General features: G+C 71.3%; 21 protein-coding genes and 1 pseudogene. 12 read left to right on the plus strand and 10 right to left on the minus strand.

The window, feature by feature from the left end; all coding sequences use genetic code 11:
• Positions 1–342: 342 nt before the first annotated feature.
• Positions 343–858 carry a DUF6882 domain-containing protein gene (locus ACO2Q3_RS04990; protein ID WP_423305431.1) on the minus strand — a complete coding sequence of 172 codons (516 nt, stop codon included), beginning with the start codon at positions 856–858 and terminating at the stop codon, positions 343–345.
• Positions 859–1,006: 148 nt separating this feature from the next.
• Here ACO2Q3_RS04990 and ACO2Q3_RS04995 point away from each other — a divergent pair, with 148 nt between their 5' ends.
• On the plus strand, positions 1,007–1,408 hold the full coding sequence (locus ACO2Q3_RS04995; RefSeq protein WP_423305432.1) for a DUF6491 family protein: 402 nt from the start codon (positions 1,007–1,009) through the stop codon (positions 1,406–1,408).
• Positions 1,409–1,452: 44 nt separating this feature from the next.
• On the opposite strand, the gene ACO2Q3_RS05000 is transcribed toward ACO2Q3_RS04995, so the two are convergent.
• From ACO2Q3_RS05000 to ACO2Q3_RS05010, 3 genes are all read right to left on the minus strand, one after another.
• Positions 1,453–2,829 (minus strand): amidohydrolase family protein, encoded by a 1,377-nt coding sequence (locus ACO2Q3_RS05000; protein WP_423305433.1) that lies wholly within the window; start codon positions 2,827–2,829, stop codon positions 1,453–1,455.
• A 155-nt stretch (positions 2,830–2,984) separates the two neighbouring features.
• The gene (locus ACO2Q3_RS05005; protein WP_423305434.1) at positions 2,985–4,043 is read right to left on the minus strand and encodes an MFS transporter; all 1,059 of its coding nucleotides are present in this window, start codon (positions 4,041–4,043) and stop codon (positions 2,985–2,987) included.
• A gap of 519 nt (positions 4,044–4,562) precedes the next feature.
• Positions 4,563–6,365, minus strand: a complete 1,803-nt coding sequence (locus ACO2Q3_RS05010; RefSeq protein WP_423305435.1) for an ABC-F family ATP-binding cassette domain-containing protein — start codon at positions 6,363–6,365, stop codon at positions 4,563–4,565.
• A gap of 140 nt (positions 6,366–6,505) precedes the next feature.
• Between ACO2Q3_RS05010 and ACO2Q3_RS05015 the strand changes: the two genes are divergently transcribed.
• Complete coding sequence (locus tag ACO2Q3_RS05015; RefSeq protein ID WP_423305436.1) at positions 6,506–6,991, plus strand: YcgN family cysteine cluster protein; 486 nt, start codon at positions 6,506–6,508, stop codon at positions 6,989–6,991.
• A gap of 202 nt (positions 6,992–7,193) precedes the next feature.
• Here ACO2Q3_RS05015 and ACO2Q3_RS05020 read toward each other — a convergent pair whose 3' ends face one another.
• From ACO2Q3_RS05020 to ACO2Q3_RS05030, 3 genes are all read right to left on the minus strand, one after another.
• Positions 7,194–8,462, minus strand: a complete 1,269-nt coding sequence (locus tag ACO2Q3_RS05020) for an RNA polymerase sigma factor (protein ID WP_423305437.1) — start codon at positions 8,460–8,462, stop codon at positions 7,194–7,196.
• The gene (locus ACO2Q3_RS05025) at positions 8,459–8,857 is read right to left on the minus strand and encodes a YciI family protein (RefSeq protein WP_423305438.1); all 399 of its coding nucleotides are present in this window, start codon (positions 8,855–8,857) and stop codon (positions 8,459–8,461) included. The genes ACO2Q3_RS05020 and ACO2Q3_RS05025 overlap by 4 nt, the downstream gene beginning before the upstream one ends.
• 86 nt (positions 8,858–8,943) lie before the next feature.
• Positions 8,944–10,155, minus strand: coding sequence for an NAD(P)/FAD-dependent oxidoreductase (locus ACO2Q3_RS05030; protein ID WP_423305439.1), 1,212 nt, complete (start codon positions 10,153–10,155; stop codon positions 8,944–8,946).
• Positions 10,156–10,235: 80 nt separating this feature from the next.
• On the opposite strand from ACO2Q3_RS05030, the gene ACO2Q3_RS05035 reads away from it, so the two are divergent.
• Positions 10,236–11,009 (plus strand): pseudouridine synthase, encoded by a 774-nt coding sequence (locus ACO2Q3_RS05035; RefSeq protein WP_423305440.1) that lies wholly within the window; start codon positions 10,236–10,238, stop codon positions 11,007–11,009.
• Between the two features lie 34 nt (positions 11,010–11,043).
• Here ACO2Q3_RS05035 and ACO2Q3_RS05040 read toward each other — a convergent pair.
• A pseudogene (locus ACO2Q3_RS05040) lies at positions 11,044–11,277 on the minus strand (SDR family NAD(P)-dependent oxidoreductase); the annotation flags it as partial.
• 8 nt (positions 11,278–11,285) lie between these two features.
• Positions 11,286–12,044, minus strand: a complete 759-nt coding sequence (locus ACO2Q3_RS05045; protein ID WP_423305441.1) for an SDR family NAD(P)-dependent oxidoreductase — start codon at positions 12,042–12,044, stop codon at positions 11,286–11,288.
• A gap of 156 nt (positions 12,045–12,200) precedes the next feature.
• Between ACO2Q3_RS05045 and ACO2Q3_RS05050 the strand changes: the two genes are divergently transcribed.
• The 4 genes from ACO2Q3_RS05050 (at position 12,201) to ACO2Q3_RS05065 (ending at position 14,722) form a co-directional block, all read left to right on the plus strand.
• The gene (locus ACO2Q3_RS05050) at positions 12,201–13,139 is read left to right on the plus strand and encodes an AraC family transcriptional regulator N-terminal domain-containing protein (RefSeq protein ID WP_423305442.1); all 939 of its coding nucleotides are present in this window, start codon (positions 12,201–12,203) and stop codon (positions 13,137–13,139) included.
• Positions 13,140–13,220: 81 nt separating this feature from the next.
• Positions 13,221–13,877, plus strand: coding sequence for a glutathione S-transferase family protein (locus ACO2Q3_RS05055; RefSeq protein WP_423305443.1), 657 nt, complete (start codon positions 13,221–13,223; stop codon positions 13,875–13,877).
• A gap of 6 nt (positions 13,878–13,883) precedes the next feature.
• Positions 13,884–14,243: an ArsR/SmtB family transcription factor gene (locus ACO2Q3_RS05060; protein WP_423305444.1), complete on the plus strand. Its 360-nt coding sequence runs from the start codon at positions 13,884–13,886 to the stop codon at positions 14,241–14,243.
• Positions 14,240–14,722: an SRPBCC family protein gene (locus ACO2Q3_RS05065; protein WP_423305445.1), complete on the plus strand. Its 483-nt coding sequence runs from the start codon at positions 14,240–14,242 to the stop codon at positions 14,720–14,722. The genes ACO2Q3_RS05060 and ACO2Q3_RS05065 overlap by 4 nt, the downstream gene beginning before the upstream one ends.
• Before the next feature lie 133 nt (positions 14,723–14,855).
• On the opposite strand, the gene ACO2Q3_RS05070 is transcribed toward ACO2Q3_RS05065, so the two are convergent.
• Positions 14,856–16,658, minus strand: a complete 1,803-nt coding sequence (locus ACO2Q3_RS05070; protein WP_423305446.1) for a flavin-containing monooxygenase — start codon at positions 16,656–16,658, stop codon at positions 14,856–14,858.
• 226 nt (positions 16,659–16,884) lie between these two features.
• Here ACO2Q3_RS05070 and ACO2Q3_RS05075 point away from each other — a divergent pair, with 226 nt between their 5' ends.
• The 5 genes from ACO2Q3_RS05075 to ACO2Q3_RS05095 all read left to right on the plus strand — a co-directional run bounded on the left by ACO2Q3_RS05075 (position 16,885) and on the right by ACO2Q3_RS05095 (position 21,801).
• Complete coding sequence (locus tag ACO2Q3_RS05075) at positions 16,885–17,820, plus strand: DnaJ C-terminal domain-containing protein (protein ID WP_423305447.1); 936 nt, start codon at positions 16,885–16,887, stop codon at positions 17,818–17,820.
• 115 nt (positions 17,821–17,935) lie between these two features.
• On the plus strand, positions 17,936–18,271 hold the full coding sequence (locus ACO2Q3_RS05080; protein ID WP_423305448.1) for a PepSY domain-containing protein: 336 nt from the start codon (positions 17,936–17,938) through the stop codon (positions 18,269–18,271).
• A gap of 5 nt (positions 18,272–18,276) precedes the next feature.
• Complete coding sequence (locus ACO2Q3_RS05085) at positions 18,277–18,957, plus strand: response regulator transcription factor (protein WP_423305449.1); 681 nt, start codon at positions 18,277–18,279, stop codon at positions 18,955–18,957.
• Positions 18,958–19,021: 64 nt separating this feature from the next.
• Positions 19,022–20,380: a sensor histidine kinase gene (locus ACO2Q3_RS05090; protein WP_423305450.1), complete on the plus strand. Its 1,359-nt coding sequence runs from the start codon at positions 19,022–19,024 to the stop codon at positions 20,378–20,380.
• Between the two features lie 86 nt (positions 20,381–20,466).
• On the plus strand, positions 20,467–21,801 hold the full coding sequence (locus ACO2Q3_RS05095) for a hypothetical protein (protein ID WP_423305451.1): 1,335 nt from the start codon (positions 20,467–20,469) through the stop codon (positions 21,799–21,801).
• Positions 21,802–21,969 lie beyond the last annotated feature (168 nt).

The raw sequence follows: 21,969 nt of genomic DNA on the forward strand, positions 1-21,969 counted from the left end.
TGCCGCCGGGCCTAGGGCGCCGGCGCGCGCTTGTCGAACGGATTGCCCGTTCCGAGCCAGAGTCTGGCCAGGCCCGAAGGCCATGCGTCCCAGGGGAGGAGGTCGCCGCGCCCGCGCATGGGCGCCGGCCTCGGGGGGAGAGAAGGCCGGCGCCCGCGCCGGGGCCTGGATCACGGGGGGTGAAGCGGTCAGGCGGGCGGCGTATGCGACGCCGCCGGACAGGCGAGCGCCACCGCCGACAGATGCGCCGGTTGCGGCGCGCTGGCTTGGACAAATCGCCGCCCAATTGCCGGACGCCATCGGGCCGCACGCCGTTCGTCAGGACGGCGGACATTCCGGCCCTCAGGCCTTGTACGTCCAGCCGTAGCCGCCGGCGCCGCGGGCGTCGCGCAGGGACATGATGGCGAAGAAGGCCATCTGGCTGCCGTCGGGCATCGCCTGGCGATGCGCGCCCAGGGCGTCCAGGTGGTTGACGGCCAGCGCCACCAGCCGCCAGGCGGCGGCCTCGTCGGCGACGCGCAGGGCCCGCGGGTCGGCGAAGGTCTCCACGCCGGTGGCCTGCGCCAGGCTCTTCAGCGCCTCGGCCTTGGCCCGCGCCACCGGCGGCAGGTTCGGGTCGGCCCAGGCCCAGCGCCAGGCCCCGTGCCGGGCGCTGTAGGCGCCGATCTCGATCACCTGGGTCTCCGCCAGCGGCCGGCCGGCGGCGTCCGCCAGGACCAGGCGCCCGGCGTCGGGGGCGTAGTCGGCGGCCGTGGCCACCGCCAGGCCGTGATCGCGCGCCAGCGCGGCCTGCTTGACCTTCAGGGCGTCCACCGCCCGGTTGACCAGGGCGTCGAAGTCTTCGTCGCTGAGCGCCATGCCGTTTTCCCGTTCCCGCCCGCCTTTGCCACAACCCACCGCCCGGCGCCCAGGGTGCTCGCCCAGGGTGCTCGCCCAGAGTGCTCGCCATGCCGCGAAATCGCGCTACACTCGCGTCTCGGGGGACCTGAGGAAGGATCGGCGACAGATGCGCAAAACACACCTCATCTCCATGGCCGGCATCGCCGGGCTCGCAGCGCTGGTCTGCGCCCCCAACGCCATGCCCGAGCCGTCCAAGGCGGGCTCCACGGCCTGCTTCTTCTCGCGCGACTGGGACGGCTGGAAGGCGAGCGCGGATTCGAAGGCGATCTACATCCGCGTCTCGCATCGCGACGTCTATCGCCTTGACCTGTCGAGCGCCTGTCCGGACCTGCACTATCCGAATGCGCACCTGGTCACCAAGATGCACGGGGACACCATCTGCAACGCCCTGGACATCGACCTGAAGGTCAGCTCCGGCGACGGCTTCGCGGTGCCGTGCATCGTCAGCCACCTGACCCAGCTGTCCAAGGCCGAGGCGGACGCCCTGCCCAAGGAGCTGCAACCCTGACATCCGCCGGCCCCAGCCGCCGGCGGCGAGCCGACGGCTGGGTGTCAGAAGTCGGCGATGCCCCCCGGCATCGCCGGGGGCGGGGCCGTGTCGGCGGGATGGATCGGCGTCCCGCCCGCCTTGAACACCTTGCCGCCCTTCATCACGAAGCCGACGTGCTCCAGCACGGTGATGTCCTGCAGGGGATCGCCGGAGACCGCCACCAGGTCGGCGTAGCGGCCCGGCTGCACCGAGCCGATGTCCTTGGCGTCGCCGATCAGGTCGGCGGCGTTGGCGGTGGCCGCCCAGATCGCGTCGATCGGGGTCATGCCGGCCTTGACCATCAGCGCGAATTCCCGGGCGTTGGTCCCGTGCGGCGCCAGGCTCTGGTCGGTGCCGAAGGCGATCTTCACCCCGGCCCGGTAGGCGGCGCCCAGGTTCTTCTGCACCATCGGCGCCACGGCCAGGGCCTTGGCCGCCGACGAGGGGTTGAGCTGCTCGGGGTGGGTCCGGGCGACGTCGTAGACGGTCTGCGCCACCAGCAGGGTCGGCACCAGATAGGTCCCGTGCTGCTTGAACAGGGCGTAGGACTCGGCGTCGGCGTACGAGCCGTGCTCGATGGAATCGACGCCCAGGACGATGGCATGGTTGATCGCCTCGCGGCCGTGCACGTGCGCCGCCACCTTCATGCCCAGGGCGTGGGCGGTGTCGACCGCGGCCTTGATCTCGTCGTCGGTCATCAGCTGCAGGTTGGGATCGTCGCCGATCGACAGCACCCCGCCCGACGGCATGATCTTGATCAGGTCGACGCCCTGCCGGCGCAGGCTGCGCACCTCGCGGCGGACCGCCTCGGGGCTGTCGACGTTGGCGTCGGTCCAGCCAGGGTGGCTGAGCGCCGGGTCGAAGCCGTTGGCCGGATCGTTATGGCCGCCGGTGGGACCGAGCGGCGGGCCGGCGACGAACATCCGCGGCCCCTCGATGTCGCCATGCGCGATGGCCCGCTTCAGGGCGATCACCACCCCCGGATCGGCGCCCACGTCGCGGATGGTGGTGAAGCCGGCCTCCAGGGTCACCCGCGCATTGCCCACCGACAGGAAGGCGGCGTCGAAGCTGGTGGTCGTCACCGCCTCGGCCACCGGATTGCCGCCGTCGAAGTTGGCGGTGATGTGGTCGTGGCAGTCGATCAGGCCCGGCAGCACCGTCTGGTGGCTGAGGTCGATCACCTCGGCGCCGGACGGCGTGACGAAGCCGGCCTGTACGGCGGTGATGCGGTCGTCGTGGATCAGGATCGAGACGTTGTCGCGGGGGGTCTTGCTCACCCCGTCGATCAGGTGGCCCGCGTGCACCACCACGTCGCGGGCCAGGGCCGCGCCGCCGCACGAACCCGCCAGCGCCGCCCCGATCACCAGCGCCGAAACTCCCCGCAGCAGGCCCTTGCCCATCGTCCGCTCCCCTGGTCGAAAACGCCAGCATACGACGCGGATTCGATCGCTGACGACAGGGATCAGCGCTCAGGCGCGAGCCTGGGCCACGGCTGCCGGCGGCGGCGCGTCTGGCCCGTAGGGCTTCAGCGCCAGCAGCAGGGCCGCGCCGCCGATCAGGGCGGCGACCACATCACCCCGCTGATCGCGCCGTAGGCGCGCAGGCCGAAATAGCGGGAAATGAAGAACGGCAGGGCTCCGAACTCCGTGCCCAGGCCAATGCCCATCAGCGCTCCGGCCAGGATCAGGCCGGGGGTGTCCTGCGCGTACAGCATCAGCACCACGCCGACGGCGGCCAGCAGGTATAAGGGCGCGGCGATGCGTGGGGCGCGGGTGCGGTCCAGCAGCCAGCCGACCGCGATCTGCCACGCCGCGCAGACCAGGGCGAAGGTCGAGATCACCGCGATGATCGGCCTTTCGCCGATACCCTTGTCGCCGAGGATCGGGGCGACGTGGGTGAACACGGCGGTCACGCACCCGGCGCCCAGGGCGATGGCCACCAGCGTGATCCAGAAGGTCGGGGTGCGGGCGGCCTCGGCGAGGGTCAGGCCGTCGGCGGCCTGGGCCTGGTCCGCAGCCCGCAGCGGCGGATCCTTCAGGAAGGCCAGCAGCAGCGGAAAGCCGATCAGGGCCACCAGCAGGCCGATGCCCTGGTAGGCGCCGCGCCAGCCGTAGCGGGCCAGCAGCAGGCCGGCGACGATCGGCAGCACCGTCGAACCGGCGCCGTTGCCGAGCCCCGCGGTGAGGCCCAGCGCCCGGCCGCGGGCCGCATCGAACCAGCCGGTGACCACGTTGGTGAACATCATGGTCGAGGGCACGGCGCTGGCCACCGACATCACTGCGAACAGGGCGTAGAACTGCCAGAGGCGCCCATCGGCCAGCGACAGGGCCGCCACCGTGGCGGCGAAAGCCAGGTTGCCCGGCAGGATCAGCCGCCGCGCGCCCCACCGGTCCGTCGCCCAGCCCAGCAGCGGATAGGTCAGCGCCGTCACCACCGCCATCAGCGTCAGCACGCCGGAGACCTCGGCCCGCGGCCAGTGGAACTCGCGGGAGATCGGCACGATGAAGATGCCGAACACGGTCTGCACGGCCGGCGTGGCGCAGACGAAGTTGCCAGCCGTCGCCGCGACCAGCACCCCCGCCTGGGCGCGCGCGTAGTTCGTCTCATCCGCCATGTCCGCCTCCGACCTGGCGTCATGGTCTGCGAGATTTCAGATGATGTCGAAGGCTTGCTGGGGCTTCCCCGCGGGTTGGGCGTAGATATCGCGCCCCCGCCGCCAATCTGGGCGCCGCCCAAACGAGCGAAGGGGGCGGTGCTCGGGATTGCGCCCGCTCACCGTCCCCTCACCCAAGCCCTTGCGGGCTTGTATCTCTGGATCCAGACCCCGGCTCTGTAGCGCCGGGTCGCCCCGCCGCCGCCTTCCGGTGTCCTGCTGCCTGTCCCAATCCCGGGTCGCCCCTGGATCGTGCGGGCTTCGGAAGCTTCCGGCGTCCTGATCTCCCGGTTTCCCTGGAGGTCCGAGCCGCCGGCTCCGTCGACAGATGAAGATTGCGCCGCTGCCTTTCGGCGCGCAAGCGGCCCTCCTGGCGCCCCTGTGCAGCGTTCGGCGAACATCGGTGCAGAAACGGTGGAAAAGCGGGTGAAAACGCCAAAAACTGACGCGATTCCCGCGCGTTAACCTTTCCCCAGATTCCTAGCTCCGGCTCTTCTGCAGCGCCTCGCGCTTCTCTTCGAGGGCCAGCCATTCGTCCTCGGCGGCGGCGAGATCCGCCTGCGCCTTGGACAGGGCCGCCGACGCCGTCTGGAAGGCCTTGGGATCGCGGGCGTAGAGGCTGGCGTCGGCCAGCAGCGCCTCCGACCTGGCGATGCTCTCGGCCAGCTTCGGCATCAGCTCGTCCAGGGTCTTCAGCCGGTGCTGGTCCTTGAACGACAGCTTCGCCGGCTCGGCGGCGGCGCGCGGCGGCGGCGGGGCCTTGCGCGGCTCGGCCGGCGCGGTGGCGGCCACGGAGGCGAAGAATCCCGGGTTTTGCGACAGGAAATCGCCCCAGCCGCCGGGCGTCTCCACCACCCGGCCGTGCCCGTCCAGGGCGATGGTGGAGGTGGCCAGCCGGTCGATGAAGTCGCGGTCGTGGCTGACCAGGATCAGGGTGCCCTCGTAGTCGGCCAGGATCTCCTCCAGCAGGTCGAGGGTCTCCATGTCGAGGTCGTTGGTCGGCTCGTCCAGCACCAGCACGTTGGACGGCATGGCCAGGGCCCGGGCCAGCAGCAGGCGGTTGCGCTCGCCGCCGGACAGGGACGAGACCGGCTGGCGCATCTGGTCGTCGCGGAACAGGAACTCGCGGGCGTAGGCGGCCACGTGCTTGGGCCGGCCCTGGGCGATGATCTGGTCGCCGCCCATCGGGGCCAGGGCTTCCACCAGGGTCATGCCCGGCTTCAGGTCGGCGCGCGCCTGGTCGACGTAGGCGATCTGCAGGTTGACCCCCAGCTTCACCGACCCGGAGTCCGGCGGCTCCTCGCCCAGCAGGATCTTCACCAGGGTGGTCTTGCCGGCGCCGTTGGGCCCGACCACCGCCACCCGCTCGCCGGCCAGGATGCGGGTGGAAAAGCCCTTCAGCAGTCCGCGATCGCCGAACGCCTTGAACAGCTTCTCCGCCTCGACCACCCGGCGCCCGGAAGGCTCGGACACCTTCACCGACATCGACAGCTCCCCGCGGGTCAGGCGCAGGCGCTCGGCCTTCTCCTGGCGCAGCGCGATCAGCTTGCGCCGGCGGCCCTCGTTGCGCGCCCGCCGGGCGGTGACGCCGCGGGCCATCCAGTAGGCTTCCCGCTCGATCGCCTTGTCCAGGCGGCGGGCCTCCTCGGCCTCCTGCGCCTGGATCTTCGCCGCCCAGTCCTCGAACTTGCCGAACCCGGCGTCGAGGCGGCGCACCCGCCGGTCCTCCAGCCAGAAGCACTGCTGGGTGACCCGCTCCAGGAAGGCGCGGTCGTGGCTGACGATCAGCACCGCCGAGCGGGCCTGGGCGATCTTCGCCTCCAGGGTGGCGATGGCCAGGATGTCCAGGTGATTGGTCGGCTCGTCCAGCAACAGCACGTCCGGCTGCTCGGCGAAGGCCCGGGCCAGGGCCGCGCGGCGCATCTCGCCGCCGGAGAGGCCCTGGGTGCTCTTGGCCGGGTCCAGGTCGAAGGCCATCAGCGCCGCCTCCGCCTCGTGCGGCGCCGCCCCGCCCGCGGCGGCGTAGTCGCCCAGGGTCTCGCCCTCGATCGGCGGCTCCTGCAGCACGAAGCCTACCTTTAGGCCCGGCGTGACGAAACGGTCGCCGTCATCCGGCTGGATCAGGCCCGCCAGCATCCTCAGGATCGTCGACTTGCCGGCCCCGTTGCGGCCCACCAGGCAGGCCCGCGCCCTCGGCTCCAGGGCCAGGTCGACCCCGTCGAACATCTGCCGCGGTCCGTCGGCCAGGCGCACGTTGCGCAGCGCTAGCAGAGGGGCGGGCATGAAGGGCGGCGGTCTCCGGCGATGTCGAGGGGCCGCATGTAGTCGTTTCGACCGCCCGGGTGAAGCGCCGGCGCGCCGACCGCCCCCACCGCCTGCCCGGCCACGCTAGGGAAACCGGCGAAACCGGGCTACGACGGCGCATGCCTGCCAAGCCCCCCGCCCGGCCCTTCTGGGAAGCCAAGCGCCTCGAGCAGATGACCGTCCCGGAGTGGGAGTCGCTGTGCGACGGCTGCGGCCTGTGCTGCCTGGTGCGCTTCGAGGACGAGGACACCGGCGAGGTGATCCCCACCCGCGTGTCCTGCCGGCTGTTCGACGACGGCCTGTGCCGCTGCCGCGACTACGAGAACCGCAAGCGCTACGTGCCCGACTGCATCAAGCTGACGCCGCAAAACATCGAGGCGCTCGAGTGGATGCCCAGGAGCTGCGCCTACCGCCGCCTGCACGAGGGCAAGCCCCTGCCCCGCTGGCACCCGCTGATCACCGGCGATCCCGAGAGCGTGCACGCCGCCGGGGTCAGCGTGCGCGGCCAGACCATCAGCGAGGCCTCGCTGTCCGATCCGGACGACGCCCTCGACTTCGAGGCGCCCGACCTGCTGCGCGACAAGAGCGACGACGACTGGCGTTGAGAGGCAGGCCCTTGCGTCCAGGCGCGACGCTTCTCTTCCCCCTCTGGGGGAAGTACCCGCGAAGCGGGGGTAGGGGGCTCCAGCGAAAGCCAGTCTCAGCGGCCAGGTCGGCGCATGGCAGCCCCCATCCCCGCCTTCGGCGGTACTTCCCCCAGAGGGGGAAGAGAAACGAGCTGCAATCCGCCTGCAGAGGTCTGCATCCCTAGCCGCAAGCGGGGGAAGAGGCCTGCGCCCCGGCCTGAAGCCGATCGAGGTGGCCGCGGATGTGGGCGGCCTCGGCGGGCGTGTGCGCCAGGCCGATGGCGCGGTCGAAGGCTTCGCGGGCCTCCGCGTCGCGGCCGAGCTGCGACAGCAGCGCGCCCTTCAGGCCCCAGAAGTGGAAATAGCCGGCCAGCGGGTCGGCCAGCGGCGCGATCAGCGCCAGCGCGGCCTCCGGCCCCGACATCTTGGCGACCGCCACCGCCCGGTTCAGGCTGACCACCGGCGAGGGCTGCAGCCGCTCGAGCAGGGCATAGAGGGCGTCGATCTGCGACCAGTCGGTCTCGGCCGGGGTGCTGGCCCGCGCGTGGGTCGCCGCCAGGGCCGCCTGCAGCTGGTAGGCGCCGGGCCGGCGGTGGCGCATGGCCTTGTCCACCAGCGCCAGGCCCTCGGCGATCATGCCCTGGTTCCACAGGCCGCGGTCCTGGTCATCCATCAGCACGATGGCGCCGTCGGCATCCAGCCGCGCCGCCGAGCGGGCGTGCTGCAGCAGCATCAGCGCCGTCAGCCCCATGATCTCGGGATTGGTCTGGAACATGCGCAGCAGCAGCCGCCCCAGCCGGATCGCCTCCTCGCACAGGGGCGTGCGGACATGCGCCTCGCCGCCCGAGGCGGAATAGCCCTCGTTGAAGATCAGGTAGATCATCGCCGCCACGGCCTCGAGCCGATCGCCACGCTCGTGCGGCGCCGGGGCGCCGTAGGCCACGCCGGCCTTGGCGATGCGCCCCTTGGCGCGGGTGATGCGCTGTTCCATGGCCGCCTCGGAGACCAGGAAGGCGCGGGCGATCTCGCGCACGGTCAGGCCGCAGACGATGCGCAGGGCCAGAGCCACCTGCTGGCTGGGCGGCAGATCCGGGTGGCAGCAGATGAACAGCAGGCGCAACACGTCGTCGCGATAGTCGGCGTTGTCCAGCCGCTCGGCGAGATCGGCCTCGCGATCCTCCAGGTCGGAGATCTGGTCCTCCGGCGGCAGGGCCTCGTTGCGGCTCAGCCGCCGGGCGCCGTCGATCCCGGCATTGCGGCCGACCAGGATCAGCCAGGCGGTGGGGTCGCGCGGCGGTCCCTTCTCCGGCCAGGACTTCAGCGCCCGCAGGCAGGCGTCCTGATAGGCCTCCTCGGCCCGGTCGAGATCGCGGAAATAGCGCAGCAGCGCGCCCACGGCCTGGGGACGCGCGGCCGTCAGGGCGGCGTCGATCCAGGCCATGTCGGTCATCCCGCGCCCGCCCCGGCCACGGCCGCATGCGACATGTCCCCGCCCGGCAGGAACAGGCGGATCGGGCGGATTTCGTAGGCGCCGCCGGGGTTGGCCCGGCCCAGGTCCTTGGCGATCTCCAGCGCCTCGTCCAGCGACTGGCAGTCGATCACGTAGAAGCCCAGCAGCTGTTCCTTGGTCTCGGCGAACGGGCCGTCGATCACCAGCGGCGGGTCCGACTTGCGCAGGGTGGTGGCCGCCGTCGTCGGCAGCAGCCGCAGGGCGGGCCCCAGCTTGCCGGCCTCGCGCAGCCGCTCCTGCACCACGTTCAGCCGGGCCATCACCGCATCGTCCTCCTCCTGGGTCCAGGAGAACACGACGTCCTCGGCGTTGTAGCAGAGCATGGCGTAGAGCATGGGAGCCTCCGTCTGGTCCAAGGACGCCAGCCTAAGTCGCGTTCCGACAGGAGGGTGACAGGAATCTTCGGGGAGGTCCGAAGACCTCAGGCCACCTGCCCCGCGGCCCAGCCGCTGGCCCAGGCCCATTGGAAGTTGTAGCCGCCGAGCCAGCCGGTGACGTCGATCACCTCGCCGACGAAGAACAGGCCCGGCGCCTCGCGCGCCTCCAGCGTGCGGCTGTCGAGGGCGCGGGTGTCGACGCCGCCCAGGGTGACTTCCGCCGTGCGGTATCCCTCCGAGCCCACCGGCTTCACCGACCAGGCGTTTACCGCCACAGCCAGGCGACGGAGCGCGGCGTCCGGGCAGTCCGCCAGATTGCGCCCGGCGACGCCTTCGGCCTCGACCAGCAACTGGGCGAGGCGCTTGGGAATCAGGGCGGCGAGCGCGGTCTGCGGGGCCTGCCGCGGCTGCTCGGCCTTGGCCTGGCGCAGGACGGCGAACAGGTCGGTCCCCGGCGCCATGTCGACGACGATCGCCTCGCCCTCGCGCCAATACGACGACGCCTGCAGGATCGCCGGGCCGGAGAGGCCTCGGTGGGTGAACAGCATCGCCTCGTCGAACCGGGCCTTGCCGGCGCTCACCCGCGCCTCCAGGGCGACCCCGGCCAGGGGCGCCAGGCGCTGCAAAAGTCCGGTCTCGAAGGTCAGCGGCACGAGCGCCGGGCGGGTGGCCACAACCGGCAGGCCGAACTGGGCGGCGACGTCGTAGCCGAAGCCGGTGGCTCCCATCTTCGGGATCGACTTGCCGCCGGTGGCGATCACCAGCGCGGCGCAGGCCACCTCGCCGCCGGACGAGACCGCGAAACGGTACCCGCCGCCCGGCTCGCGGCGGATGTCCGAGGCGCTGGTCTCCAGCCGCAGCCGCGCGCCATGCCGGTCCATCTCGGCCAGCAACAGGTCCACCACCTGGCGCGCCGAGCCGTCACAGAACAGCTGGCCCAGGGTCTTCTCGTGCCAGGCGACGCCATGCGCCTCGATCAGGGCGATGATGTCCCGAGGCTGGTAGCGGCTCAGCGCCGACAGGGCGAAACGCGGGTTCTGCGACAGGAAGCCGGCCTGGGGGCGGGCGGCGTTGAGGTTGGTGAAGTTGCACCGCCCGCCGCCGGAAATGCGGATCTTCTCCCCGGGCGCCCGGGCGTGGTCGATCACCAGCACCCGGCGTCCGCGCTTCGCCGCCTCGATGGCGCACATCATGCCCGCGGCGCCGGCGCCCAGGATCGCGACGTCGACGGTCTCGGCAGGGTTGGAAGCGCTCATCGGCCCTCTGTAGCGGGTGATGGCCGACGCCGCATTCTGGTTTACAGAGATCGGCCCTCCGCCGCTGCCCGAGACCCCGCTTGGCCTGGACCCGCACCTACGACGAAGCCGAGCCCCAGCGGGTCAACCGCTGGCTGGCGCAGAGCGGCGTCTGCAGCCGGCGCGAAGCCGAGACGCTGATCGCCGAGGGCCGGGTCAGCATCGACGGCCAGGTGGTCGAGGACGCGGGACGCAAGATCGAACCGGGCCAGACCCTGGTGCTGGCCGACGCCGCCGCCGGTCCGGGCGCGGCGCCCGCGGCCGAGGTGTTCAGCCTGGTGATCCACAAGCCGGTCGGCGTGGTCTCCGCCCAGCCGGAGGGCAAACAGATACCCGCCGCGCGCCTGCTGACCCGCGAGCGGCTGTGGGGCCCGGCGGCGCCGATCCCGGACCCGAAGGCCAGCCTGCCGCCGCTGGGCCGGTTGGACATGGATTCCCGGGGCCTGCTGCTGCTGTCGCAGGACGGCGTGCTGGCCAAGGCGCTGATCGGGCCGCAGTCGACCCTGGACAAGGAATATTTGGTGCAGGTGGCCGGGCCTATCACCCCACGCAAGATCGCCCTGCTGCGCCACGGCCTGTCGCTGGACGGGCGCCAGCTGAAGCCGGCCAAGGTCACCGAGATCGGCAATCGCCGCCTGCGGATCGTGCTCACCGAGGGCCGCAACCGGCAGATCCGGCGGATGTGCGACCTGGTGGAGCTGAAGGTCGTCGACCTGTTCCGCACCCGCATCGGCCCGTTGCGCCTGGGCGACCTGCCCGAAGGCCGGTGGCGGCCGCTGACCGCCGAGGAGCGCGCGGCGCTGATCGCCACCTAGACCGCCGCGGCGCGCCGTTCAGGGCGACGATCTCGCCGGCGGCGCGGCGCGCGCTCTCCAGCTCCGACAGATCGCAGACCACCGTCGTCGCCCGGCCGCCGAGGCCCTCGACCGCCGCCTTCACGTCGGCCAGCTTCGTCCGGTCGCGCCCGACCAGGACGAGGTCGCCCTGCCCTGCCATCCTCGGCGCCGTCGCGCGGCCGGCGCCGGAGGTGGGACCGGTGATGACGCAGGCCCCGGCGCCGGGGGCAGCGGTGGCTTGCGGCATGGTGGGGCTCAGATCTGCATGCCGCCGGCGACCTCGATCCGCTGGGCGTTGACCCAGCCGAAGTCGTCGGACAGCAGGCCGGCGATCACCGGACCCACGTCCTCCGGTTCGCCGGCGCGGCCCAGGGCCGTGTTCTCGGCGATCATCCGGTTCACCTGCGGATTGTCGCGCACCATGCCGCCGGAGAAGTCGGTGGCGATCGGGCCCGGCGCGACCACGTTGACGGCGATCCGGCGCGGGCCGAGCTCCAGCGCCATGTAGCGCGTGAGCGACTCCACCGCCGCCTTGATCGGGCCGTAGCCGATGCGGTTGCGGCTGGCGAAGCGCGCCAGGCCGGAGGAGATGTTCACGATCCGCCCGCCGTCGTTGATCAGCGGCAGCAGTCGCTGCGTCAGGAACAGCACGCCCTTGAAGTGGACGCTGTAGAGCCCGTCCATCTCCGCCGGGGTGATCGACTCCAGGCTCGCGGCCGACGAGGTCCCGGCGTTGTTGACCAGATAGTCGAAGCGCTCGGCCCCCATCTGCGCCAAGGCCGCCTGCAGCCGGCCGGCGAAGCCGTCGAACGCGGCCACGTCGCCGACGTCGAGCTGCAGCGCCAGCGCCGGGGCGCCGGCTTCGGCGGCGAGCGCCACGACCTTGTCGGCTTCTGCCTGATTGGTGTTGAAGGTCAGGATCGAGCGGACGCCGCGCCTGGCCAGGCAAAGCACGGTGCTGCGGCCGATGCCGCGGCTTCCGCCCGTGACGATCGCGATCTTACCCTTTGACATGACTGATATTTCCCTTGAACGCCAGCGCCTCGCAGATCGATGGAGGCCGAGGCGCGACGGTACGCGCCTCGTCGCAAGACGGAATGCTGGAACCCAGCCATTTCTTGCCTATTCCTGTATTTCGGCGCAGGCACTGACGGTCGAAGGGAGATCCGCATGTCCAACGAGCTGGCCCAGGCGCTGCTGCGCTACACCGAGCGGCAGACCGGCGAGAGCCCGTTCCTGACCCCCATCGAGGGCCTGGGCATACTGCGCTCGGACCATCCGAAGCCGCCGAGCCACATGCTCTCGCGGCCGGCGCTGTGCATCGTGGCGCAGGGCGCCAAGTGGGCGACGTTTGGCGACCAGAAGCTGGCCTACCGCGCCGGCCAGGCGCTGCTGATCGGCGTCGAGACGCCCTCGATCGGCCGGGTGGTCGAGGCCAGCCCGCAAGAGCCGTGCCTGGTGCTGGCGTTCGAGCTCGACCTGGAGATCCTGCGCAGCGTCGCCGAAAGCCTGGAGTCGCCGCCCAGGGCCAGCGGGGAGCCGGGCCGCGGCGTGTTCGTGACCGACTTCCAGGGCCCGCTGCGCGACTGCGCCCTGCGCCTGGTGCGCCTGCTCGACACGCCCCAGGCGATCCCGACCCTCTATCCTGGGATCATGCGCGAGATCTGCTACTGGCTGCTCACCGGGCCGCACGGCGGCGACGTGGCCAGGATGGCGCTGGCAGGCAGCCCCTCCCGGCGCGTGATCTCGGCGACCCACAGCCTGCGGACGCGCTTCCGGGAGGCGGTGCGGATCGACGAGCTCGCCGCGATCGCGGGCATGAGCCCCTCGGCCTTCCATCGCCAGTTCAAGGCGCTGACGTCGCTGACGCCGCTGCAGTACCAGAAGCAGCTGCGGCTGCTGGAGGCCCGCCGACTGATGGTGTCGCGCCAGCTCACCGCGGAGGCGGCCGCGCTGGAGGTCGGCTACGAAAGCCCAACCCAGTTCAGCCGCGAATACGCCCGCATGTTCGGCGCGCCGCCGAAGCGGGACCGCAAGCGCCTTCAGGTCATGTTTGGCGCCGACCGCACCCTCGAGGACGCGGAGGCGATCACCCGCGACGCCGCCTAGAGGCTGAAGGCGCCCAAGCGGGCGTTGACCCGGCGCTTGCCCCTTGATACTTAAGATATTACCTAAGTATCGGAGCGACCCATGACCCTGGCCCTCTACGCCCACCCGCTGTCGTCCTACTGCTGGAAGGTGCTGGCGCCGCTGTACGAGAACGGCACGGCGTTCGAGATGCGGCCGCTGGACCCGGAGCATCCGCAGAACTTCGCCGAGCTGCAGGGCCTGTGGCCGGCGGCGAAGATGCCGCTGCTGAAGGACGAGGCGCGGGGGCAGGCGATTCCCGAGAGCAGCATCATCATCGAATATCTGGACCAGCACTACCGCGGCCCGGTACGGCTGATCCCCGACGATCCGGACGCCGCGCGCCAGGTGCGCCTGGCCGACCGGTTCTGGGACCTGCACGTCCACCAGCACATGCAGGCGATCGTCAACGCGGCGCTGCGGCCCGACGACGCCAAGGATCCCTACGGCGTCGCCCAGGCGCGGGGAAAGCTGGACCTGGCCTACGACATGATCGAGGCCGACATGGCGAACAGGACCTGGGCGGCCGGCGACGCCTTCAGCCTGGCCGACTGCGCGGCCGGGCCGGCGCTGTTCTATGCCGACTACCAGCATCCGATCGGCGGGCAGCGGCCCAACACGCGCGCTTACCTGCAGCGGCTCGTCGAACGGCCCGGGCTGAAGCGCGCCATGGCCGAGGCCCAGCCTTACATGCACATGGTTCCCCGCGAGGCCCGCTAGGCGCCCATGCCTCGCCCCCCGGCTTCCGCCCCGCCGCAGCCGCTGGACCTGATGTTCCAGGCCCTGGCCGACCCGGCCCGCCGCGGCATGGTCGAGCGGCTGTCGCGCGGGCCCGCCTCGGTCAGCGAGCTGGCGGCGCCCTACGCCATGTCGCTGCCGGCGGTGATGCAGCACATCCAGGTGCTGGAGACCTCCGGCCTGGTGAAGAGCCAGAAGGTCGGCCGGGTGCGCACCTGCCAGATCGAGCCGGGCGCGCTCAGCCTGGCCGAACGATGGATCAACGACCGGCGCACCAGCTGGGAGCGCCGGCTGGACCGCCTGGGCGACTACCTGGCCGCCCACCCCGAGGATGAGGAAACCCCATGACCGAAGCCCCCCAACGCAGCGCCGTCCACGCCACCTTTGCCATCGAGCGCGACTATCCCGCGCCGCCGGCGCGAGTGTTCAAGGCCTTCGCCGATCCCAAGGCCAAGGCGCAATGGTTCGGCGGGCCGGAGGCCTGGGACCAGGGCGAGCGCTCGATGGACTTCCGCGTCGGCGGCCGCGAGGTCAACGTCGGCGGGCCGCCGGGCGGAACGGTGCACCGCTTCGAGGCTGTGTACTGGGACATCGTGCCGAATGAGCGGATCATCTACGCCTACGACCTGCATCTGGACGACCGGCGCATCTCGGTCTCGGTGACCACCATCGAGCTGAAGCCGACCGCCACCGGCACGCACCTGACCTTCACCGAACAGGGCGCCTTCCTCGACGGCTGGGACTTCCCCGACCAGCGCGAGGCCGGGACGCGGGAGCTGCTGGACAAGCTGGGCGCGGCGCTCGGCCGGATGAACGCAGACGCCTGAGCCCAGCTGAAGCCCCCATCCCCGGCTTCGCCGGTACTTCCCCCAGTGGGGGAAGAGAATGGACGGCCGACGCGCTGTCTCTCTTCCCCCCTTGGGGGAAGTACGGCCGAAGGCCGGGATGGGGGCTGCAGCGCTACCCCCGCCCGACCTCCAGCCCGGCGAGGTCGCCCGCCGCGCGCCAGTCCTCGAGGATCTTCACGAAGGCGATCGGGCCGGCGCCGTAGGCGCCGTTGCGCGCGGCCAGGACCGAGGGCTTGCCCTCATTGTTGTAGTAGCCGGGGGTGCATTCCTCCTGGAACTTCTGGCGCAGGATGGCCGACGAGATGATCGTCTGCACCCAGGCGTCCTCGGCCTCCTGGGTCGCCTCCACGGTGCGGGCCTGGCGCGCCGCCGCCTCGGCGATGATGTAGGCGCAGTGCTTGGACTGCTCGTTCAGCATGTGCGGGTAGTTGGCGGTGAAGCCGGACTGGGCGTTGCTGATGATGAAGCAGTTCGGGAAGCCGCGGCTGTGCATGCCGTGCAGGGTCGATACGCCCCCTTCCCACTTGCCGGTCAGGGTCACGCCGTCACGGCCGACCACCTCGTAGCCAGCCCGGCGGGTGTAGCTGGTGCCGACCTCGAAGCCTGTGGCGTAGATCAGGCAGTCGATCTCGTACGCCTGACCGTTGGCGATGATGGCGTTCTCGGTGATCCGCTCGACGCCGCGCCCCTGGGTGTCGACCAGGCTGACGTTCGGCCGGTTGAAGGCGTCCAGGTATTCGTCGTGGAAGCACGGCCGCTTGCAGAACTGGTTGTACCACGGCTTCAGCGCCTCGGCCGCGGCCCGGTTCTTGACCACCGCGTCGACCCGGGCGCGGACCTGTTCCATCTTCTGGAAGTCGGCCAGCTGCATCATCTCGGCCAGTTCTGCCGGCGAGCGGCCGGCGCCCTGCTTGCGCGCCAGCAGCAGCAGGTTGCCGATGATGTCGGTCCAGCCGTCGTTGACCAGGTCCTCCTCGGCGAAGCCGCCGGACACCAGGGTGTTGAAATTGTCCATCCGCGCCTGCTGCCAGCCCGGCGGCAGCGAGGCGGCCCAGGCCGGATCGGTGGGGCGGTTGTTGCGCACGTCGATCGACGAGGGCGTGCGCTGGAAGACATAGAGCTGCTTGGCGGCGGCGGCGACATGCGGCACGCACTGCACCGCGGTCGCGCCGGTGCCGATGATGCCGACGCGCTTGTCCTTCAGCCCGGTGAGGCCGCCGTTGGAATCGCCGCCGGTGTAGTCGTAGTCCCAGCGGCTGGTGTGGAACGCGTGGCCCTTGAAGCTCTCCACGCCGGGGATGCCCGGCAGCTTGGGCCGGTGCAGCGGGCCGTTGGCCATCACCACGAAGCGCGCGCGCATGGCGTCGCCGCGGTTGGTCTCGATGATCCAGCGCGCGGCGGCGTCGTCCCAGCGCATGCCGGTGACCTCGGTCTGGAAACAGGCGTTGCGGTAGAGATCGAAGTGCTCGCCGATGGCGCGGCTGTGGCGCAGGATCTCCGGCGCGCGGGAGTACTTCTCGACCGGCATGTAGCCGATCTCCTCCAGCAGCGGCAGGTAGACGTAGCTCTCGATGTCGCAGGCCGCGCCGGGATAGCGGTTCCAGTACCAGGTGCCGCCGAAGTCCCCGCCCTTCTCGATCAGGCGGATGTCCTGCACCCCGGCCTCGCGCAGCCGCGCCCCGGCCAGCAGGCCGCCGAAGCCGCCCCCGATCACCACCACCTCGACCTCGTCGGTCAGCGGCGCCCGGGTGAAGCCCGGCTTCACGTACGGGTCGTCCAGATAGTGGGCGAACTCGCCGGTGATCTCCTGGTACTGCTCGTTGCCGTCGGCGCGCAGGCGCTTGTCGCGCTCGGCGATATAGCGGGCCTTCAGGGCGGCCGGGTCGAAGCCGAGGTCTGCGGCTTGCGTGCTCATGTGGTCTCTCCCTCCGCCGGCGCGCTCTGTCGTCGCCCATACCGGATCTTCGAATGCGATGGCCGAACGCTACGGGACGGGTCGCCGCCGCGCCAGCGGAAAATCATCACGCGTTCCAATTTCCCAGGGGGCCACGCCATGTGGCATAAATGCAACAAGCCCTCTTGCGCCGGCCGCGCTATGGCCTAACTGAGGGTCTTTGGACGACAGTGAAGGGGCCGGTGGCTTGGCGCAGGATCCGTATATGGAGCTGGGAGTTTCGCGCAGCGCCAGCGCGGACGAGATCCGCAAGGCCTTCCGCAAGCTCGCCAAGCAGAACCACCCCGACACCAACCCGAACAACAAGGCGGCCGAGGAGAAGTTCAAGCGGGTCAGCGCCGCCTTCGACATCGTCGGCGACGAGGAGAAGCGCAAGAAGTTCGACGCCGGCGAGATCGATGCGGACGGGCGCGAGACCATGCGCGGCTTCCAGGGCAACCCGTTCGGCCAGGGCGGCGGCTTTCAGGGCGGCGGCTTCCGCGGCGGTGGGCAGCAGGGCTTCGAGAACGTCGACCTGGGCGACATCCTGGGCGAGATGTTCGGCCGCGGCGGCGCGGGCCCCGGCGCGCGCGGCGGCGGCTTCGGCGGCGGCTTCCAGTCCCGCGGCCAGGACCTGCGCGCCACCCTGGAGATCGACCTCGAGGAGTCGATCAACGGCGGCAAGAAGCGGATCGCCTTCTCCGACGGCCGCACCCTGGACGTGACCATTCCCAAGGGGGCCGCCGACGGCCAGGTGCTGCGCCTGAAGGGCCAGGGGGCGCCCGGCCGCGCCGGCCCCGGCGACGCCCTGATCGAACTGGCGCTCAAGCCGCACCCGGTGTTCCGCCGCGAGGGCGAGACCCTGGTGATGGATCTGCCGGTCTCGGTCCCCGATGCGGTGCTGGGCGGCAAGGTGACGGCGCCCACCCCCGACGGGGCCGTGACGCTGAGCGTGCCCAAGGGAGCCAATTCCGGCCAGACCCTGCGGCTGAAGGGCAAGGGCATGGTCGACGCCCTCGGCCGCCGCGGCGACCTGCTGGCGCGCCTGGTGGTCACCCTGCCGGAGACGCCGGATCCCGAGCTGGAGAAATTCGCCGAGACCTGGCGCAAGGATCGGCCCTATTCGCCGCGCCGGAAGGCGTAACGCAGCGATCTCGCGGCTGTCACCCTTGGTAACAAGTCCAGGCGTGACAGGCGCCGGTTCGGCCCTATGCTGCGTTCAGCCGCTATTCAGCCGACGCCGCATAAGACCTGAGGGCATGAAGCGCATCGCTGCCGCCATCTTCGGACTGGGACTGATCTCCGCCGCCCTGCCGCTTGCCGCGCAGGCGCAGGGGCGCGGTCCCGATTCCCTGGGCGCCGACTGGCGCGAACAGCAGGACGAGGCGCGCGCCGGCGTGCAGCAGCGTCGTCTGGTGCCGCTGAACCAGGTCATCGAACAGATTCGCCGCCGCCATCCCGGCCGGCCGCTGGACGCGGGCTCCGAGAGCATGGGCGACCGGCCGGTGTACCGGGTGCGCTGGATCACTACCGATGGCCGGCGCATCGACTTCATCATCGACGCCGTGAGCGGCGCGATCCTGAGCGGAGGCTGAGACCCGTGCGTATTCTTCTGGTCGAGGACGATCCGGACCTGACCCGGCAGCTGAAGGCCGCCCTGGCGGACGCCGACTATGCGGTGGACCACGCCCCCGACGGCGAGGAGGCCCACTATCTCGGCGAGAACGAACCCTATGACGCGGTGATCCTGGACCTGGGGCTGCCGAAGATGGACGGGGCCACGGTGCTGGAACGCTGGCGCCGGGCCGGGGTGAACACGCCGGTGCTGATCCTCACCGCCCGCGGCGCCTGGAGCGAGAAGGTGGCCGGCTTCGACGCCGGCGCCGACGACTACCTGACCAAGCCGTTCCACACCGAGGAACTGCTGGCGCGGCTGCGCGCCCTGCTGCGCCGCTCGGCGGGCCATGCCGCGCCGAGCCTGGCCTGCGGCGCCCTGCGGCTGGATCCCCGCGCCGCGCGCGCCTCGGTGAACGGCGAGCCGCTGCGGCTGACCTCGCTGGAGTACCGGCTGCTGCACTATCTGATGATGCACCAGGGCCGGGTGATCAGCCGCACCGAACTGGTCGAACATCTCTACGACCAGGACTTCGACCGCGATTCCAACACCATCGAGGTGTTCGTCGGCCGGCTGCGCAAGAAGATCGGACCGGACCGCATCGAGACGGTGCGCGGCCTGGGCTATCGCCTGATCGCCCTGGAGGGCGAAGCGACGGAGGCCTGAGCTGGCCCTCGCCTGGAAGCCCGCCTGGCTGAGCAAGACCGCGGCGCCGCGACATCCGTCGCTGGTGCGCCGCCTGGTGCTGCTGGCCTCGGTCTGGAGCCTGGCGGTGGTGATCGTCACCGGCCTGGCGCTGATCGTGTTCTTCGCCCGCGCGAGCACGGCCCGCTTCGACGACAGCCTGTCGGAGCTGGTGGACAATCTTGTGGCCGGCACCTCGCTGGACGACGCCGGCCAGGTGGCGGCCCCGCCGCTCACTGACCAGCGGGCGCTGCGGGCCTATTCCGGCAAGTACTGGGAGATCGCCCAGGCCACGGAGGTCGGCGGCTTCAAGGCCGTGGTCCGCTCGCGCTCGCTGTGGGACCAGGAACTGAGCCCCCCGCCCGAGGGGGTGGCGAAGGTCAGCCGCTCGCCCGGCAAGGCGGTGTTCTACGACAGCCACGGGCCGCAGAAGGGCGAGCACGTCCGGGTGGCGGCCATGCAGGCCCTGCTGCCGGACATGAAGTCGCCGCTGATCTTCCTGGCCGCCGAGGACCGTTCGCCGATCGACCGCGACCTGCGCAACTTCGCCGCCTCGGTCGCCCTGGCGCTGGCGCTGCTCGGCGCCGGCCTGGTGACCGCGGTGGTGATCCAGGTGCGTTTCGGCCTGGAGCCCCTGTTCGCCCTGCGACGCGAGGTCGCCGCCGTGCGCACCGGCAAGTCGGAGCGGGTCGCCGGCGCCTATCCCACGGAGCTGGAGCCGCTGGCGAACGAACTGAACGCCCTGGTCTCGCACAATCAGGAGGTCGTCGAGCGCCAGCGCACCCACGTCGGCAACCTGGCCCACGCGCTGAAGACGCCGCTCTCGGTGATGCTGGCGGAGGCCGCCGCCCAGCCCGGGTCGCTGGCCGAGGTGGTCACCCGCCAGTCTGAGACCATGCGCCAGCAGGTCGACCACCACCTGCGCCGCGCCCGCGCCGCCGCCCGCGCCCAGGGCCCCGGCGAGCGCACCGCCGTCGGACCCGTGCTGGAGGAGCTGACCCTGACCCTCGACCGGGTGTTCCAGGGCGATGACGCCGAGATCGACTGGCTGGCCCCGGACGACCTGTTCTTCCTCGGCGAGCGGCAGGACCTGCTGGAGATCGCCGGCAACGTCATGGAGAACGCCTGCAAGTGGCGCCGGCGGCGGGTGTGGGCCAAGGCCGAGCCCATCTCGGCCAGCCAGTTCCGGCTGACCGTCGAGGACGACGGACCGGGGTTGCCCGAAGGCGGCGAGGACCAGGCGCTCAAGCGCGGGACCCGGCTGGACGAGACGGCGCCGGGATCGGGGCTGGGGCTGTCCATCGTCGACGAACTGGTGCGCGCCTATGGCGGAACGATGAGCCTCTCGCGCTCGTCCATGGGCGGCCTGCGGGTCGAAATGTCGCTGCCCCGCGCCGAGACCTAAGCCCCTCAACCCGCGCGCGTTTCGCAGATCGTTAACGGGTGCTTCAGCATGCTGTCCTCGGGGACAATCGGTCCTGCCGGAGCCACATGAGCCCCCTTCCCGACGCCAAGCTGAAGATTGTGCGCGCCCTGGTCGAACAGGCGCCCGACAAGGCCGTGTCGACGCTGCTGATGGCGCTCAGTTCCGACAGCGGCCTGGATGCCGGACTGATCGCCGTGCGTGCGGTGGTCGAGGTGGAGGCGCGCGAGCGGCGCACCCGCGCCACGGTGTTCGCGCCGATTTCCGCCCTCTGCGCGCGCGGCCGCACCGGGCGCCTGGCCTTCCCGCCCAAGACGCTCGGCCGCCTGTGGACCGCGCTCAAGCTGGAGGCGCCGGACCGCTGCGAGGCGGCGCATCACCTGGTGGCGGAATGGGACGCCGAGACCTCTCGCCCCGACCTGCTGGACGACCTCTGCCGGCTGGCCGGCCGGGGTCTGGCCGACGGGCGCAATGGCGAATTCATCGCCGCCGCCGCCCTGGCGGACGAAGGCTCCGGCGCCGGGACCCTGTCCCGATGCCTGGAGCTGGCCGCCATCACCCGCCGCTCGATCGCGCGCCTGCCGGACTGGCTCGGCCGCGTCACCGACGAGAAGGCCGCCCTGCTGCGCCTGGCGTTCAAGGATGTCGCCAAGATCGCCCCCGACAGCGAGCCGCTGTTCTTCGAGAGCCTGGCGGCAAACCTGGCCGAGCCCTGGCGCATCCTGCACATCATCGCCATGGCCATGGCCCGCCCCTCCGACACCTACCTGGCGTCCACCGAGCTGGCCGGCTTTGGCGAGGATCTGCTGGCCGATATCGACAGCCGTCTCGACCTGCTCAAGCGCTTCACCCGGGACGCCGGCGCAGACGGGGCGCGGGCGACGGCGGAGGCGCTGCACGTCGCCGTGCAGGAGATCGTCGAGTTCGAGCGATCGCTGAATCTCTCGCCGGAAGGCGTCTGGGGGCGCAGACTGATCGCCCAGCGCCGCACCCTGGCGGCCGCGGCCGAGGCGCACCTGCGCGCGGTGGACGACGCCATGAGCCACGCCCTGCCGCTGCAGACCGTCCGCCTTGGCCCCCGCACGCTGAAGGGCATCCCCCGCCTGACCGCCGAGCCCGACCCGAAGATGGCCGAGCGGGCGATCACCCTGCTGACCCTGCTGCAGGAGACCCGGGTCAGCGCCGCGGCCGGCGGCTTCGCCTCGGCCCGCTCCAAGGCGCTGGAGATCGCCGAGGCCCGGCTCGACGAATACATCGACGACACCCTGCACGACCTGCGCGCGGAAGCCCCGCGAGAGCCGGAACGGGCGCGGGCCTTCCTGGAGGTCGCCGCCCAGCTGTCCGCCGTGCTGCGCGACGACAAGGCCGCCCAGCTGGTGCGCCGCCGCGCCGCGGCCGCCTAGAGCCTTTCAGGGTCAGATGGAGTCATCTGACCCGTCGAAAAAGGCTATATCTTCATGAGTTTAGAGCATGTTCGCGCGGCGAAGCCGCGTACACTTTCGCCTGACATGCTCTAGGCCCGCCTTCCGCGAACCGCCCTCTCCCCGCTGTCCGCCCTTCCCGCCCCCGCG

This window comes from Caulobacter sp. KR2-114 (assembly GCF_049446115.1).
GTDB lineage: Bacteria > Pseudomonadota > Alphaproteobacteria > Caulobacterales > Caulobacteraceae > Acaudatibacter.

What these genes read in the sequence shown, in the direction of transcription:
- ACO2Q3_RS05025 (WP_423305438.1), bottom strand. Translation starts at nt 8,857, where the DNA reads ATGCTCTACGCCATGCTCTGCTACAACGCCGAGGACGTCGTGTTCTCC.
- ACO2Q3_RS05080 (WP_423305448.1), top strand. Translation starts at nt 17,936, where the DNA reads ATGAAGCGCATCGCTGCCGCCATCTTCGGACTGGGACTGATCTCCGCC.
- ACO2Q3_RS05020 (WP_423305437.1), bottom strand. Translation starts at nt 8,462, where the DNA reads ATGACCGACATGGCCTGGATCGACGCCGCCCTGACGGCCGCGCGTCCC.
- ACO2Q3_RS04995 (WP_423305432.1), top strand. Translation starts at nt 1,007, where the DNA reads ATGCGCAAAACACACCTCATCTCCATGGCCGGCATCGCCGGGCTCGCA.
- ACO2Q3_RS05030 (WP_423305439.1), bottom strand. Translation starts at nt 10,155, where the DNA reads ATGAGCGCTTCCAACCCTGCCGAGACCGTCGACGTCGCGATCCTGGGC.
- ACO2Q3_RS05010 (WP_423305435.1), bottom strand. Translation starts at nt 6,365, where the DNA reads ATGCCCGCCCCTCTGCTAGCGCTGCGCAACGTGCGCCTGGCCGACGGA.
- ACO2Q3_RS05050 (WP_423305442.1), top strand. Translation starts at nt 12,201, where the DNA reads ATGTCCAACGAGCTGGCCCAGGCGCTGCTGCGCTACACCGAGCGGCAG.
- ACO2Q3_RS05005 (WP_423305434.1), bottom strand. Translation starts at nt 4,043, where the DNA reads ATGGCGGATGAGACGAACTACGCGCGCGCCCAGGCGGGGGTGCTGGTC.
- ACO2Q3_RS05065 (WP_423305445.1), top strand. Translation starts at nt 14,240, where the DNA reads ATGACCGAAGCCCCCCAACGCAGCGCCGTCCACGCCACCTTTGCCATC.
- ACO2Q3_RS05095 (WP_423305451.1), top strand. Translation starts at nt 20,467, where the DNA reads ATGAGCCCCCTTCCCGACGCCAAGCTGAAGATTGTGCGCGCCCTGGTC.
- ACO2Q3_RS05015 (WP_423305436.1), top strand. Translation starts at nt 6,506, where the DNA reads ATGCCTGCCAAGCCCCCCGCCCGGCCCTTCTGGGAAGCCAAGCGCCTC.
- ACO2Q3_RS05055 (WP_423305443.1), top strand. Translation starts at nt 13,221, where the DNA reads ATGACCCTGGCCCTCTACGCCCACCCGCTGTCGTCCTACTGCTGGAAG.
- ACO2Q3_RS05045 (WP_423305441.1), bottom strand. Translation starts at nt 12,044, where the DNA reads ATGTCAAAGGGTAAGATCGCGATCGTCACGGGCGGAAGCCGCGGCATC.
- ACO2Q3_RS05070 (WP_423305446.1), bottom strand. Translation starts at nt 16,658, where the DNA reads ATGAGCACGCAAGCCGCAGACCTCGGCTTCGACCCGGCCGCCCTGAAG.
- ACO2Q3_RS05000 (WP_423305433.1), bottom strand. Translation starts at nt 2,829, where the DNA reads ATGGGCAAGGGCCTGCTGCGGGGAGTTTCGGCGCTGGTGATCGGGGCG.
- ACO2Q3_RS04990 (WP_423305431.1), bottom strand. Translation starts at nt 858, where the DNA reads ATGGCGCTCAGCGACGAAGACTTCGACGCCCTGGTCAACCGGGCGGTG.
- ACO2Q3_RS05060 (WP_423305444.1), top strand. Translation starts at nt 13,884, where the DNA reads ATGCCTCGCCCCCCGGCTTCCGCCCCGCCGCAGCCGCTGGACCTGATG.